Genomic DNA, 12,499 nt, shown 5'->3' with positions numbered 1-12,499 from the left:
CCAACCGACCGTCCAGGTACGCCAACCGACCCGCCAGGTACGCGAGCCGACCGGCCAGGTACGCGAGCTGACCGTGCTCAACCGGGCATCACCCGTGACTAGCGGGGCATCTCGCGTGATTGGCGGGGCATCACGGTGTCAGTTCCACTCCACGGCGACCCCGGCCAAACCCGGTCCGGCGTCGCTGAAGAACGCGCTGCTCACTCCGCCCATGTCGCAGGCCAGTTCCTCCGCGACCACCGGCAGCGCGTCGTCCCGCGCGCGGACCTGCCGCGTGCAGCGGGCCGGCAGTGCGTTCCGGTCGAACCGCAGCTGGACCAGGTAACTCGCGCACCGGTCGCGCAGCATCCGGTAGTACCCGGGCGACGCCGACCCCGAGTCGTCGCGGACCTCGAAGCAGAACACGTGGATGTCGCCCTCGGCGAGCTTGCGGTCGAACAGCAGCTCCGTCGCCATCGTGTCCGCGTCCGGGTTGCGACGCATCCGCCCGACCCGGCAGCCCTCGTCCGTGATCAGCTCGACGTCGTCGATGCGGCAGCCCGGGTCGCCGTTGTACACCGTCAGGTACCGGTCCGGACCGTGGCGGCGCGCGCGTGTCACCAGTCGCGTGCGCAGGCTGACCTGGCGGTGTTCCGCGTCGAACGTGATCGTGTCGTGGACCGACAGCAGCTCGAGGTCCGCGTTGTAGTGGTTCGACGACGGGTACGCGCCCAGCTCGGCCAGCAGGTCCTCGACGATCGACCCCATGTCGCCGGACCGCAGGTCGTGGAACGACGCCGCCGGCTGGTGGCCGCGGCGGACCAGGCGGGGGCCGATCAGCACCACCAGGGCGTCCGCCGGCAGCTGGAGGACCGATTCCAGCGCCCGGACCGCCGGCAGCGCCTTCGGCACCTCGGGCTGACGCAGGCCGCGCTGCCAGTAACTCAGCGTCGACTGTCCGATTTGGACCCCGCGCAGCGCGAGGTGGGCCCGCAGCCGGGCCAGGGAGAGCCCGCGGTAGGCGATCGCGAGCCGCAGGGCGTGGTGGAACTCGCCGGTGCGGAGGGCCTCGGTCAGCTCTTTGGGCAGTTCGGCGACCGATGCCCGGGTCGTGCGGGCGCCATCGATGATCAGTGGGAGGTTCCCGTCTTGTGCCACCGCTCGTCCCTTCACCCGACCAGTGTGTGCGCTGGGCGTGAACACCGCGGAACGTTCACGTTAGCAGCGTAGGGTGGACGTGCCGACCCCCGTTCAGGGTGGTTGGCCTCGTTGAGGTGACTGTTCCGCGTTCCGGCTGTGCCCCGGAACGGTCCGTTCCGCCGGATGGCGTTCTTGCTCCTTGTGACGGCGTTGTTCACCGTTGTGACCACCGCTGGTTCGCCCACGTTCGAGCAGGAGGCCGTCCGTGCTGGTGAAGTCGAGCCAGGTTCACGCCGTACTGGCTTTGAGCCTGCTGTTGTGCCTGGTCGCGCCGGTCACCGCCGGAGCCGCGCCCGGAGTGCCGCCGACGTACCGGAACCAGATCGCGCTGCAGCTCCAGCAGAAGAACCAGTGGTGCTGGGCGAGTTCGGGCGCCACCATCGCCGCCTACCACGGCCTCGCCGTCAGCCAGACGCGGTTCTGTCAGCTCGCTCACAGTGAAGCCGGCGCGGACTGCGCGAACCTCCCCGGCACCCTCGCCGACCCGCAGCGCGCGTTCGCGAAGCTCGGGTTCACTTCGCCGGGCCGCTACCTGGACCGGCGGATCTCCTACGCCGACGTCCGGACGCAGACCGCGGCGGACCGGCCGGTCGAGACCCGCGTCGGCTACCGCTCGGGCGGCGGCCACGCCCACGTCCTCTACGGCTACGACACCCGCGGCGGCTGGGTGTTCTGGGGCGACCCCGGCCCGGCCAAGCGCTACAACTGGTCGACCTACGGCTACTACACGCACAACTCGTCGTTCACCTGGACGCACACGCTCACCGGGATCGCCCGATGAGCAGGCGGGCGCTCGTGCTCGCCGTGCTGACCGGCGCGGCGCTGCTGATGACGGCTCCGGTGTCAGGCGCGGCCCAGGCCGCCGGCATCAGCAGCGCCGACGCCGTGGCCGCGCACACCGCGGCCGCCGGTTTCCAGGACACCTTGACGCGGTTCTTCGCGGCCGCCCCGGACGCGAAGGGGCCGGTGACGGTCGAGATCGCACCGGACGCCTTCCCCGTGTACGAGCTTTCGCCGGACTTCGTCGCGGGCAAGCCCGACGCGGCTCCGGGCGACTTCGCGTACTTCGCGGTTCCCGCGCGAGCCTCCGACGGACGGACCGCGACGCTCTGGTCGGTCCGCGGCGCGGACGGCGCCTGGCAGATCGGCAACATCGCCTCGGGCGACGTCGAAGGCGGGTACGCGCGGAAGCTGCCCGCGGGGGCCCAGCTGCTGCACGAACCGCAGATCGACGCCTGGTACGCGGTCGTCGGCGGTCAGGTCACGTCGCTGGCCGACGGCAAAGCGGTCGCCGGCTACCAGCGGACCGTCGCCGGCCGTTACGCCGACAAGCTCCCCGGCTCGGACTACGCCCGCAACGGCGAGGCCGGCGGCTTCGACGCCACGTCCCAGGTGATGCCCCGCGGCGACGGCGGCCCGGCGCCGGCCGGCCACGACACCGGCTGGGTGCCGCTGCTGATCCTCGTCGGCGTGCTCGCGGTCAGCGGCGCCGGCTACGTGCTCCACCTGCGGCGGAACCCCGCCTAGACGAACCGGCGGGCTCGGCGTCGATCCCCTTCCACCGAGCCCGCCGGTCCACCACCGTTAGGGTGGCGCCCGTGGGTCGACTGGTGGTCATCGAAGGGCTCGACGGCGCGGGCAAGCGCACGCTGGCGGACGGGCTGACGACGGCGCTCGGCGCGAAGGGCGCGAGTGTCGCGTCGCTGGCGTTTCCGCGCTACGGCAAGAGCGTGCACGCGGACCTCGTCCGCGAAGCGCTGCACCGCGGACACGGCGACCTTGCCGACTCGGTGTACGGCATGGCCCTGCTCTACGCGCTGGACCGCAGCGGCGCCGCGGACGAGATCCGCGCGCTGCGGGACGCGCACGACGTCGTCCTGCTCGACCGGTACGTCGCCTCCAACGCCGCGTACGCGGCCGCGCGGCTGCGGCAGGACGCCACCGGCGAAGTCGTGAAGTGGGTGTGGGAGCTGGAGATCGACCGCTTCGGCCTGCCGCGCCCGGACGCGCACCTGCTCCTGCGCGTCGCCCCGGCGGTCGCGGCCGAGCGCGCCGAACGCCGTGCGGAGACCGAAACCGGCCGGGAGCGCGACGCCTTCGAGACCGACGACGGCCTGCAGCGGCGGTGCGCGGCCGTCTACGACGGACTCGCCGCGGCCGGCTGGCTGGCGCCGTGGCACGTCCTGGACGGCGTCGCCGGGGTCGACCTCGAAGCGCTGACGACGTCGCTGCTAGGCGAGTAGCCGCGCCGGGTCGAACTGCGCGATCGGGTGCGGCGTGGCGCCGTCGACCACCAGGTCCGCGAGGATTTCGCCGATCACGGGGGCGAACTTGAAGCCGTGGCCGGAGAACCCGCACGCGAGCACCACCCGTTCCTCGGCCGGGTGCGGGGCGAGCACGAAGCTTTCGTCGGCCGTGTCGGTGTACATGCACGTCGCCGCCCGGAGGAACGCGCCGGGCAGCGTCGGGAGGTGCCGCTTCAGCACCGACGCGATCTCGTGGACCTCGTCGCCCGACACGGTCCGGTCGATGCCGTCGGGAGTGCACGTCCGGCCGCCGCCGTGGAACGCGACCTTCACGCCGTCCGCGGGCGCGTTGTGCGCCGGGAAGCCGTAGAACGTGTAGCCGTCGGCTTCCCAGATGTAGACGGGGTGGTCCCGGAACGGCGCGATCCCGCCCGACGGCGCGAACCAGTACTGCACCTGCCGCCGGACGGTGAAGGCGACGCCGAAGTCGCGCAGCAGCTCGGCGGCCCACGCACCGGGGCACAGCACCAGGCGGTCGGCCGTGTAGTAGCTGTGCGACGTCCCGACGCGCACCCCGCCGGCCATCGTGCTCCAGGTGAACACCTTCTCTTCGTGGTGCAGCTCGGCGCCGCAGCGCGCGGCCAGCTGCAGGTGCGCGGCGACGGTGCCCTCGGGCGACACGAGCCCGGCGCCCGGCTCGTACAACGCGACTTCGTCCGGCGACGGCGCCATGGTCGGGAACCGGCGGCGGATCCCGACCGCGTCCAGCAGTTCGTGCGGGATGCCGAAGGCGCGGGCCGAAGCTGCGCTGCCGGTGATCGTGCGCGAATCCGCCGTGCCGACCATGACGCCGCCGCAGCGGGTGAACAGCCGCCGTCCGCTGTCGCGCTCGAGGCCGTCCCACAGTTCGTGGGCCCGCAGCAGCAGCGGCACGTACTCGGGGCCTTCGAGGTAGGCCTGGCGGGTGATCCGCGAACCGCCGTGGCTCGACCCGCGGTTGTGCACCGGCGCGAACTGGTCGATGCCGAGCACCCGCCGCCCGCGCTGCGCGAGCCGGTACGCCGCGGCGCTGCCCATCCCGCCGAGCCCGACGACGATCACGTCGTAGTGCGTCATGGCACCCTTCCGCAGTTGCGCCTTCGGCAACAACGTGCGTGGTGCGCGACGTGATTGTCAAGCGCGGGCGAAGTCCATGACCCAGTTGGCCTCCCAGGTCCGGCCGCCGTCGGCGGAGAACTCCTGCTCCCAGCGCGGGGTCGCCGTTTCCACGCCCGTCCAGGCGTAGTGCACCTTGATCGGCGCGCCTTCGTGGGTGTCGTCGCCGTAGAAGTCGCCGCGGCCGTCCTCGAAGCGGCCGGCGACCGGCGGCTGCAGCCGCCCGGTCCGGCTGTTGGCCCAGTACAGCGACCATTCCGCACGCTCGACGTCGAAGAGCCGGAGGGTGCAGCCGCGGAATCCGAGGGTGGGGAAGGCGATCTCGTCCGCGTTGCCGCCGCCCTCGAACAGGGACCAGCACGTCGACGTGCCGGGGAAGACCGTCCAGTCGTCGCTGCCGGTCAGGGGCTCGGCGAGCCGCCGGTTCGTCACGGTCCACGAGCCGATGAAGAAGTCGAAGTCGTTCATGAAGACGATCCTGGGGCGCCACCACTGACACCTTCTGTCAGTGGTCTGCGGCAGACTCCGCCGGGTGCGCGCGAGCCGGCTGGTGTCCCTGCTGTTGCTGCTGCAGAACCGCGGGCGGATGAGCGCCGCGCGGCTGGCGGCGGAGCTCGGCGTGACCTCGCGGACCGTCTACCGCGACGTCGAAGCGCTCGCCGCCGCCGGTGTCCCGATCTACGCCGAGACCGGGCCGGACGGCGGCTACCAGCTGATGGACGGCTACCGGACCCGGCTGACCGGCCTGACCGAGGGCGAGGCCGGGTCGCTGTTCCTCACCGGCCTGCCGCAACCGGCCGCCGAGCTCGGGCTGGGCGCCCAGGTGGCCGCCGCCGAGCTCAAGCTGATGGCCGCGCTGCCGACGCCGTACCGCGACGCGTCGGTGCGGATCCGCCAGCGGTTCCACCTCGACGCGCCCGGCTGGTACCGCGAAAGTGACCCCGTGCCTCAGCTGCTCGCGGCCGCCGAAGCGCTGTGGCAGGACCGGGTCGTCGAGATCCGGTACCGCCGCTGGTCGCCGTCGCCGGGGGTGGTGACGCGGCGGCTGCACCCGCTGGGCCTGGTCCTCAAGGCCGGAGTCTGGTATCTCGTGGCCGCCGGACCGCAGCCGCGGACCTACCGCGTCGGCAACATCGCGGAGCTCCGTGCGCTCGACGAGCACTTCGTCCGGCCGGCCGGGTTCGAGCTGGCGGAGTTCTGGCGCGCGCACGTCGAACGGTACGAAGACGGCGACGCCGGCGAGACGGCACTCGTGCGGCTCTCCCCGGCCGGAATCGTTGCCCTGCCGGACATCCTCGGCCCGCGAGCCGCCCGGCTCGCCACCCGCACGCTCGGGCCCGCGGACGCCGAAGGCTGGCAGCGCGCGGAAATCCCGTTGGAGAGCGTGCCGCACGCGGCCGCCGGACTGCTGCGGCTCGGCGCGGACGCGCAGGTGCTGGCCCCCGCGGAACTGGTGGCGCACATGGGAAGCACGATCCGCGCAATGGCGCGGCTGTACCCCTAGTCCCGGAAGTACCCCAGCTGCGCGGAAAGCTCGTCCGCCGACTCGGTCATCGGTTTCACGATCTGCTTCACGCGCTGCTTCGAAAGCCGGTACGACGGCCCGGAAGCGCTCATCGCGGCGACGACGTCCCCGCCCGGGCCGTGGATCGGCACCGCGACGGCGTGCATGCCGAGCTCGAGTTCCTCGTAACACGCCGCGTAGCCGTCCTCGACGACCCGGTCCAGCTCGGTCAGCAGCTCTTCCGGCTCGACCGTCGTGCGCGGGGTGTACTGCTCCAGCTTCCGCTTCAGCACCCGCTTGCGCTCGGTCTCGCCCATGTAGGCCAGCAGGACCTTGCCGCTGGAGGTCGCGTGCAGCGGCGTGCGCTGGCCCGTCCAGTTCTGCGTGGTGATCGCGGCCGAGCCGCGGGCCTGGCTGATGTTGATGGCCACGCCGTCGTCGGCGATGGCGATGTTCACCGTCTCGCCCAGTTCCTCGGCCAGCGCCAGGCAGCTGGTCCGGCCCAGTTTCGCCAGGTCCATCCGGCCGGTCGCGGCGCCGGCCAGCCGGACGACGCCGAACCCGATGGCGTACTTCCCGCGTTCGCCGAGCTGCTCGACCAGGCCTCTCGTCTCCAGGACGCTCAGCAGCCGCGACGCCGTCGACTTGTGGACGCCCAGCTCGCCCGCGATCTCGGTGATGCCGGTTTCGCCGTTGCGCGCGAGCAGCTCCAGCACGCTGATGGCCCGGTCGACCGACTGCACCTGGCTCTGAGTTGCGTTGCCCGGGTCCTGGTTCCGCATAGCGCAACAGTATCCGCTGGGTGGGGTTCCTATCGGCTGAGTGGGCGAATCTCTTGACGGGGAGGCCGTCGAACCCGGATTGTTGCGCAAGAGGCAGAGCGTCTCGCTATGCGCAACATTCACGCACCGTCCCGGCATCCCGTCAGTCGTTCTCCGGAGGCCCCGATGATCCGAGCCTGCGCCGTCGCCGACCTGCCCGTCGGAGAGGCCGTCCGCCTCGACGGCCCCGCTCCGATCGCGGTGTTCCACACCGAGGACGGCTTCTTCGCCGTCGACAACACCTGCACGCACCAGGACGCCTCCCTCGCCGACGGCTGGCTCGAAGGCTGCTTCGTCGAATGCCCGCTGCACGCCTCGCAGTTCGACCTGCGCTCCGGCGCGCCCACCTGCCTGCCGGCGAAGAAGGCGCTGCGGACGCACCGCGTGGTCGTGACCGGCGGCGTCGTGTACGTCGACGCGCCCGTCCCGGCCGTTCCCTGAGCTTTCCTCGCAGGTCCGTGAAGGCCGCGCCGGGGAGACTCCGAGCCTCGCGGCGCGGCCTTCACGGACCGTCCACCGGCACCCGGATGGAGCAGGACGGGGCCGCGATCTTGATCTTTCTGGTGGTCAAACACGCGGGTCGTGCGTGCGGGCGCCGGAACTAGTGCGAATATGTGGACATGAAGGCACGTGTTCTCGTGGTCGACGACGACCCCGCACTCGCGGAGATGCTCACCATCGTGCTCCGTGGGGAGGGGTTCGACACGGCGGTGGTCGCCGACGGCTCGCGCGCGCTGCCCGCGCTGCGTGAGCTGAAACCGGACCTCGTCCTGCTCGACCTGATGCTGCCCGGGATGAACGGGATCGACGTCTGCAAGGCGATCCGCGGCGAGTCCGGGGTGCCGATCGTCATGCTCACCGCCAAGAGCGACACCGTGGACATCGTCCTCGGCCTGGAGTCCGGCGCGGACGACTACGTCGTCAAGCCGTTCAAGCCGAAGGAGCTGGTCGCGCGGGTCCGGGCCCGGATGCGCCGCACCGAGGCCGAGCCCGCGGAGTCGCTCACCATCGGCGACCTGGCGATCGACGTGCCGGGCCACGAGGTCACCCGCGAGGGCAAGGCCATCCCGCTGACCCCGCTGGAGTTCGACCTGCTGGTGGCGCTGGCCCGCAAGCCGCGTCAGGTGTTCACCCGCGAGGTGCTGCTGGAGCAGGTGTGGGGCTACCGCCACGCGGCCGACACCCGGCTGGTGAACGTGCACGTCCAGCGCCTGCGGTCGAAGGTCGAGAAGGACCCCGAGCACCCCGAGGTGGTGTTGACCGTTCGCGGTGTCGGGTACAAGGCCGGCCCGCCGTGACGGGTCGATGACTCTCGCGGCCGGCAGACGGCTTCCCGCGCTCGCGCGTTCGACGGCACGCCTGGTCCGGCGTGTCGTCGTTTTCGCGCGCCGCCGGGCGGTCGCCTTCAACGAGCTGTGGAAGCACTCGCTGCAGTTCCGCGTGACGGTGTCGACGCTGGCGCTGTCGTCGGCCGTGGTCTTCGTGCTCGGCATGGTGCTGCAGAACCAGATCACCGAACGGCTGCTCGACACCAAGCGCGACGCGGCGATCGCGCAGACCCGCGCGGCCGCGGACACCGCGGCCGGTGAGCTGGTCGGCCTCGGCTCCGAGAACGACGAGGCGCTGACGAACCGGCTCGAGAACGCGCTGAAGAAGATCGCGATCACGCCGACCAGCCAGGACGCGGCCGGTTCGGCGGCGGGCACGTTCGTCCCGGTGCTCGCCAGCGGCGGCCGCAACCAGTCCGGCGACCCGGCGTCGGCGGGCCCGTTCGAGAACGTGCCGCCGCGGCTGCGCCAGTTCGTCGAAGCCGACCAGACGAGCTGGCTCGAGCACACCGTCACCGACTCCGGCGGCGGCCGCACGACGTACCTGATCGTCGGCACGCCGCTGAACACCGTGGCCAGCCCGCTGCAGCTGTACCTGCTGTTCCCGCTGACGACCGAGCAGAACACCGTCTCGACCGTGCAGAACACGCTGCTCGTCGGCGGGCTCGTGCTGCTGCTCCTGCTGGCCGGCATCACGAACCTGGTGACGCGGCAGGTGGTCCGGCCGGTCCGCCAGGCCGCCGCGGCGGCCGAGCAGTTCGCCGGCGGCGACCTCGACCAGCGGCTCACCGTGCTCGGCGAGGACGACCTGGCGAAGCTGGCGGTGTCCTACAACGAGATGGCCGCGAGCATCCAGCGCCAGATCCGCCAGCTCGAAGACTTCGGCGGCCTGCAGCGCCGGTTCACCTCCGACGTCTCCCACGAGCTGCGCACCCCGCTGACCACCGTCCGGATGGCCGCGGACGTGCTGCACGCGTCCCGCGAGCAGTTCCCGGCGGGCCTCGCGCGGTCGACCGAGCTGCTGGTCGACGAGCTCGACCGGTTCGAAGCGCTGCTCGGCGACCTGCTGGAGATCAGCAGACTCGACGCCGGTGTCGAAGACCTGTCCGCGGAGTTCATCGACGTCCGCCCGATCGCCACCCGCGCGGTCGAGCAGGTGCGGGTGATCGCCGGCAACGCGGGCAGCTCGGTCGAGCTGGTGCTGCCCGAGGCCGAGGTGATCGCCGAGGTCGACGCCCGGCGCGTCGAGCGGATCCTGCGCAACCTGCTGGCCAACGCGGTCGACCACAGCGAGGGCAAGCCGGTGGTGCTGACGGTCGGGGCGAACGAGACCGCCGTCGCGATCACGGTCCGGGACCACGGCGTCGGCCTGCGGCCGGGCGAGGCGGACCTGGTGTTCAACCGGTTCTGGCGTGCCGACCCGTCGCGCAACCGCCGCACCGGCGGCACCGGCCTCGGCCTGGCGATCAGCCAGGAGGACGCGCGCCTGCACGGCGGCGAGCTCGACGCGTGGGGCGAGCCCGGCCACGGCGCCTGCTTCCGGCTCCTGCTGCCGCGCAGCCAGGAGGTGCCGGCCGGCGACCCGCCGCTGACCCTGCCGCCGCCGGACCGCTTCGCGGCGGAGGTGCCGCTCGGGATCATCGACGTCACGCCGGCGCCCGAGGCGATCTTCGCGGAACGTGAGGGAATCGGTCAGTGATGCAACGCGCTTTTCGGGGGTCCGGGTGGCGAAGCCCCCGGCCCGGGGCGAAGCCCCGGTTGTCACGGCTTTTGCTTTCGGTGCTGTGTTTCGTGTTGCTCGCCGGCTGCGCGAACGTGCCGCTGGAATCGCAGCCGCAGGTGGTGCCCGGCGAGCGTCAGGGGCAGAGCTCCGGTGACGTCGTGCCGGAGCCGCCGCCGGGCATCGACCCGCTGTCGCTCGTGCGCGCGTTCGTCGGGGCGACGCTCAAGCCGGGGCAGAACAACGCCGCCGCCCGCGCCTACCTGGACGAACAGGGCCGGGCGGGCTGGCGGCCGAGCCGCAGCCTGACGATCATCCAGGACACCTTCGGCACGGTCTACGACACGAACCCGCCGCCCGACCCGAACACCCAGGTCGTCAACGTGCGCGGGGTCGATATCGGCTCGCTGGACCAGAACAGCGCGTTCGTGCCGGACCACAGCCCGGCGATGCTCCAGGTGAAGGTGCGCAAGCAGGCGAACGGCCAGTGGCGGATCGTCGACCCGCCGCCGGACCTGTACGCGACCGAGTCCGACTTCAGCGAGAACTACACGCCGGTCCCGATCAGCTTCTACTCGGAGTCGTCGAACACGTTCGTCCCGGACCGGCGGTACGTGGTCGCGAAACCGCAGTCCGGGCTGCCGGGGCGGGTGATGGACCTGCTGGTCAGCGGGCCGTCGACGAGCCTGGCCGGCGCGGTGAAGAACCTGCTCGGCGACCCGATCGAGATCGACACGAACGTCAAGAGCCTCGACGACGGGACGCTGGTGGTGCCGCTGACCGGCCTCACCGGGGTGCCGGACGACATCCGGAACCTGATCGCGGCGCAGATCGTACTGTCGCTGCAGTACGTGACGTCGGCGCGGATCCGCATCCTCGCCGACGGCGCCCCGCTCGTGCCGAACCACCCGGACTGGCGGCTGAACGAGCTGCCGGCGTACGGCGCGTCGCTGTCGATCGGCCAGGAGCTGCTGGGCCTGATGACGGTGGGCGGCCGGGTGCGGTCCCTCGGCGACGGCGCCCCGGTGCCGGGCCCGGCGGGCAACGGCGGCTACGACGTGGTGAACGCGGCCCAGTCGATCGACGGCAAGCGCCTGGCCGTGGTGGAGCGCAGCGGTGGCGGCGTGCGCCTGCGCATCGGCGACCTCGGCCACGACCTGGCGTTGACGACGCTCGGCGGCAGCTCCCTGACCCGCCCGACGTGGCGCCCGGCGACGGGCGAGGTGTGGACGGTGGTCGACGAGCTGACGGTCTGCCGGATGGTCCTCGACCCGAACGGCCACTGGACGGCCCTGCAGGTCAACGCCACGGACCTGACCCAGCAGGGCGGCGTGACGGAGCTCCGGTTCTCCCGCGACGGCGCCCGCGTGGCGGCGGTGATCAAGGGCGAGCTGTGGGTCGCCTCGGTGGTCGTCAACGGCGATTCGGTGTCCCTGCGCGAGCCGCGCCACCTCCAGCAGCACGAGCTGGAGGACGTGGTGGACGTGGACTGGGTCGCCCAGGACGGCCTGGTGGCGGTGACGAAGTCCCCGTCCCAGCCGGTGGTCCGGGTGACGGTGGACGGCCAGCGGATGGACGCGTTCAACAGCAGCAACCTGACCCCGACGGTGCACGGCGTGACGGCGGCCCCCAGCCGTCCGATCGTGGTGGCGGACGCGAACGGCCTCTGGACGGCTTCGGTGCTGGGGGAGGTGTGGCGCCCGCAGGCCCACACTATGAAGGACGCGGATCCGTTCTACCCGGGCTGATGTTTCGCTCGTGTGGGTGACGGCGGGACGGCCGAAACTGTCGGTGCCGGTCGTGACACTGTCCGTGTGTTGAGGAAACTGCTCGATCTGCTGATCCCGGCCCGCTGTGCTGCTTGCGGAGCGCGCGGGGAGCCGTGTTGTGCGCGGTGTGAGGAAGTGTGGGGCGCGGCCAGGGAGGTGGTTCGCGGGCCGACGGCCGGGCTGGTGCGGGTGTTCGCGCTGGGCCGGTACCGGGGTGTGGGGCGGAAGCTGCTGATCGCGTACAAGGAGCGGGGGCGCCGGGATCTGGCGGCGTCGTTGGGGAGGGTGCTGGCGGAGGCCCTGGTGGAGGTGCCGCTGGGCGCGGGTGGGCTCCCTGCTGATGGGTCTCGGTCGAGTCCGGGGCGGGAGGCTGTTCCTGCGGTCCCGGCTTCGGCCGGCCTCCGGTCCGGGTGGGGTCTGGTGGCTCGCGCGATCCGGCTGCGGGCGTGGTGCAACCGGTGGGTTGCTGCGTCGGCGCGGGTCGCGGTTTCGGCCGGTCGACGGCCGTCCGGGCAGGTTCGGGCAGCGCCCGCGGTCCGAGCGCCGAGCGGCCGGTCGGTGGGGTTTCGGGCAGGGCCCGAGCCGCCCCGGGCGTCGAGCGGCCGGTCGGTGGGGTTTCGGGCAGCGCCCGAGTCGCCCCGGGCGTCGAGCAGCTGGTCGGCGGAGTTTCGGGCAGCGCCCGAGCCGCCCCGAGCGGTGGGGTTTCGGGCGGCGCCCGAGCCGCCCCGAGTGTCGAGCAGCCGGTTGGCGGGGATTCGGGCAGGGCCCGAGCCGGCC

Annotated in this window: 12 protein-coding genes; 8 read left to right on the top strand and 4 right to left on the bottom strand. The window is 72.2% G+C overall.

Annotation, left to right across the window (positions count from 1 at the left end; all coding sequences use genetic code 11):
* Positions 1 to 138: 138 nt before the first annotated feature.
* Positions 139 to 1,137, bottom strand: coding sequence for a hypothetical protein (locus ABZW17_RS14465; RefSeq protein ID WP_003085563.1), 999 nt, complete (start codon positions 1,135 to 1,137; stop codon positions 139 to 141).
* Positions 1,138 to 1,384: 247 nt separating this feature from the next.
* On the opposite strand from ABZW17_RS14465, the gene ABZW17_RS14460 reads away from it, so the two are divergent.
* The 3 genes from ABZW17_RS14460 (at position 1,385) to ABZW17_RS14450 (ending at position 3,422) form a co-directional block, all read left to right on the top strand.
* Positions 1,385 to 1,960 carry a papain-like cysteine protease family protein gene (locus tag ABZW17_RS14460; RefSeq protein WP_354813324.1) on the top strand — a complete coding sequence of 192 codons (576 nt, stop codon included), beginning with the start codon at positions 1,385 to 1,387 and terminating at the stop codon, positions 1,958 to 1,960.
* Positions 1,957 to 2,706 (top strand): hypothetical protein, encoded by a 750-nt coding sequence (locus ABZW17_RS14455; protein WP_354813322.1) that lies wholly within the window; start codon positions 1,957 to 1,959, stop codon positions 2,704 to 2,706. Before ABZW17_RS14460 ends, ABZW17_RS14455 begins: the two co-directional genes overlap by 4 nt.
* A 62-nt stretch (positions 2,707 to 2,768) precedes the next feature.
* Complete coding sequence (locus ABZW17_RS14450) at positions 2,769 to 3,422, top strand: dTMP kinase (RefSeq protein ID WP_354813320.1); 654 nt, start codon at positions 2,769 to 2,771, stop codon at positions 3,420 to 3,422.
* On the opposite strand, the gene solA is transcribed toward ABZW17_RS14450, so the two are convergent.
* A complete protein-coding gene (gene solA, locus ABZW17_RS14445) occupies positions 3,411 to 4,541 on the bottom strand; it encodes an N-methyl-L-tryptophan oxidase (protein WP_354813318.1) in 1,131 nt (376 codons plus the stop codon). The genes ABZW17_RS14450 and solA overlap by 12 nt on opposite strands.
* 57 nt (positions 4,542 to 4,598) lie before the next feature.
* Entirely contained in the window at positions 4,599 to 5,048 is a 450-nt protein-coding gene (locus ABZW17_RS14440; protein ID WP_354813316.1) for a hypothetical protein, read from the bottom strand.
* 64 nt (positions 5,049 to 5,112) lie between these two features.
* On the opposite strand from ABZW17_RS14440, the gene ABZW17_RS14435 reads away from it, so the two are divergent.
* Entirely contained in the window at positions 5,113 to 6,084 is a 972-nt protein-coding gene (locus tag ABZW17_RS14435) for a WYL domain-containing protein (protein WP_354813314.1), read from the top strand.
* On the opposite strand, the gene ABZW17_RS14430 is transcribed toward ABZW17_RS14435, so the two are convergent.
* Positions 6,081 to 6,866: an IclR family transcriptional regulator gene (locus ABZW17_RS14430; protein WP_354813312.1), complete on the bottom strand. Its 786-nt coding sequence runs from the start codon at positions 6,864 to 6,866 to the stop codon at positions 6,081 to 6,083. The genes ABZW17_RS14435 and ABZW17_RS14430 overlap by 4 nt on opposite strands.
* A 165-nt stretch (positions 6,867 to 7,031) precedes the next feature.
* Here ABZW17_RS14430 and ABZW17_RS14425 point away from each other — a divergent pair, with 165 nt between their 5' ends.
* The 4 genes from ABZW17_RS14425 (at position 7,032) to ABZW17_RS14410 (ending at position 11,701) form a co-directional block, all read left to right on the top strand.
* On the top strand, positions 7,032 to 7,346 hold the full coding sequence (locus tag ABZW17_RS14425) for a bifunctional 3-phenylpropionate/cinnamic acid dioxygenase ferredoxin subunit (protein ID WP_354813310.1): 315 nt from the start codon (positions 7,032 to 7,034) through the stop codon (positions 7,344 to 7,346).
* 179 nt (positions 7,347 to 7,525) lie between these two features.
* Positions 7,526 to 8,203: an MtrAB system response regulator MtrA gene (mtrA, locus tag ABZW17_RS14420; protein WP_003085616.1), complete on the top strand. Its 678-nt coding sequence runs from the start codon at positions 7,526 to 7,528 to the stop codon at positions 8,201 to 8,203.
* 7 nt (positions 8,204 to 8,210) lie between these two features.
* A complete protein-coding gene (gene mtrB / locus ABZW17_RS14415; RefSeq protein WP_354813308.1) occupies positions 8,211 to 9,932 on the top strand; it encodes an MtrAB system histidine kinase MtrB in 1,722 nt (573 codons plus the stop codon).
* A gap of 59 nt (positions 9,933 to 9,991) precedes the next feature.
* On the top strand, positions 9,992 to 11,701 hold the full coding sequence (locus ABZW17_RS14410; RefSeq protein ID WP_354813306.1) for an LpqB family beta-propeller domain-containing protein: 1,710 nt from the start codon (positions 9,992 to 9,994) through the stop codon (positions 11,699 to 11,701).
* Positions 11,702 to 12,499: the final 798 nt, after the last annotated feature.

The sequence above is a fragment of the Amycolatopsis sp. NPDC004625 genome (assembly GCF_040609695.1).
Lineage (GTDB): Bacteria > Actinomycetota > Actinomycetes > Mycobacteriales > Pseudonocardiaceae > Amycolatopsis.
This window is presented reverse-complemented; position numbering and strand designations above follow the sequence as displayed.

What these genes read in the sequence shown, in the direction of transcription:
- ABZW17_RS14440 (WP_354813316.1), bottom strand. Translation starts at nt 5,048, where the DNA reads ATGAACGACTTCGACTTCTTCATCGGCTCGTGGACCGTGACGAACCGG.
- ABZW17_RS14430 (WP_354813312.1), bottom strand. Translation starts at nt 6,866, where the DNA reads ATGCGGAACCAGGACCCGGGCAACGCAACTCAGAGCCAGGTGCAGTCG.
- ABZW17_RS14425 (WP_354813310.1), top strand. Translation starts at nt 7,032, where the DNA reads ATGATCCGAGCCTGCGCCGTCGCCGACCTGCCCGTCGGAGAGGCCGTC.
- ABZW17_RS14455 (WP_354813322.1), top strand. Translation starts at nt 1,957, where the DNA reads ATGAGCAGGCGGGCGCTCGTGCTCGCCGTGCTGACCGGCGCGGCGCTG.
- mtrB (WP_354813308.1), top strand. Translation starts at nt 8,211, where the DNA reads ATGACTCTCGCGGCCGGCAGACGGCTTCCCGCGCTCGCGCGTTCGACG.
- mtrA (WP_003085616.1), top strand. Translation starts at nt 7,526, where the DNA reads ATGAAGGCACGTGTTCTCGTGGTCGACGACGACCCCGCACTCGCGGAG.
- solA (WP_354813318.1), bottom strand. Translation starts at nt 4,541, where the DNA reads ATGACGCACTACGACGTGATCGTCGTCGGGCTCGGCGGGATGGGCAGC.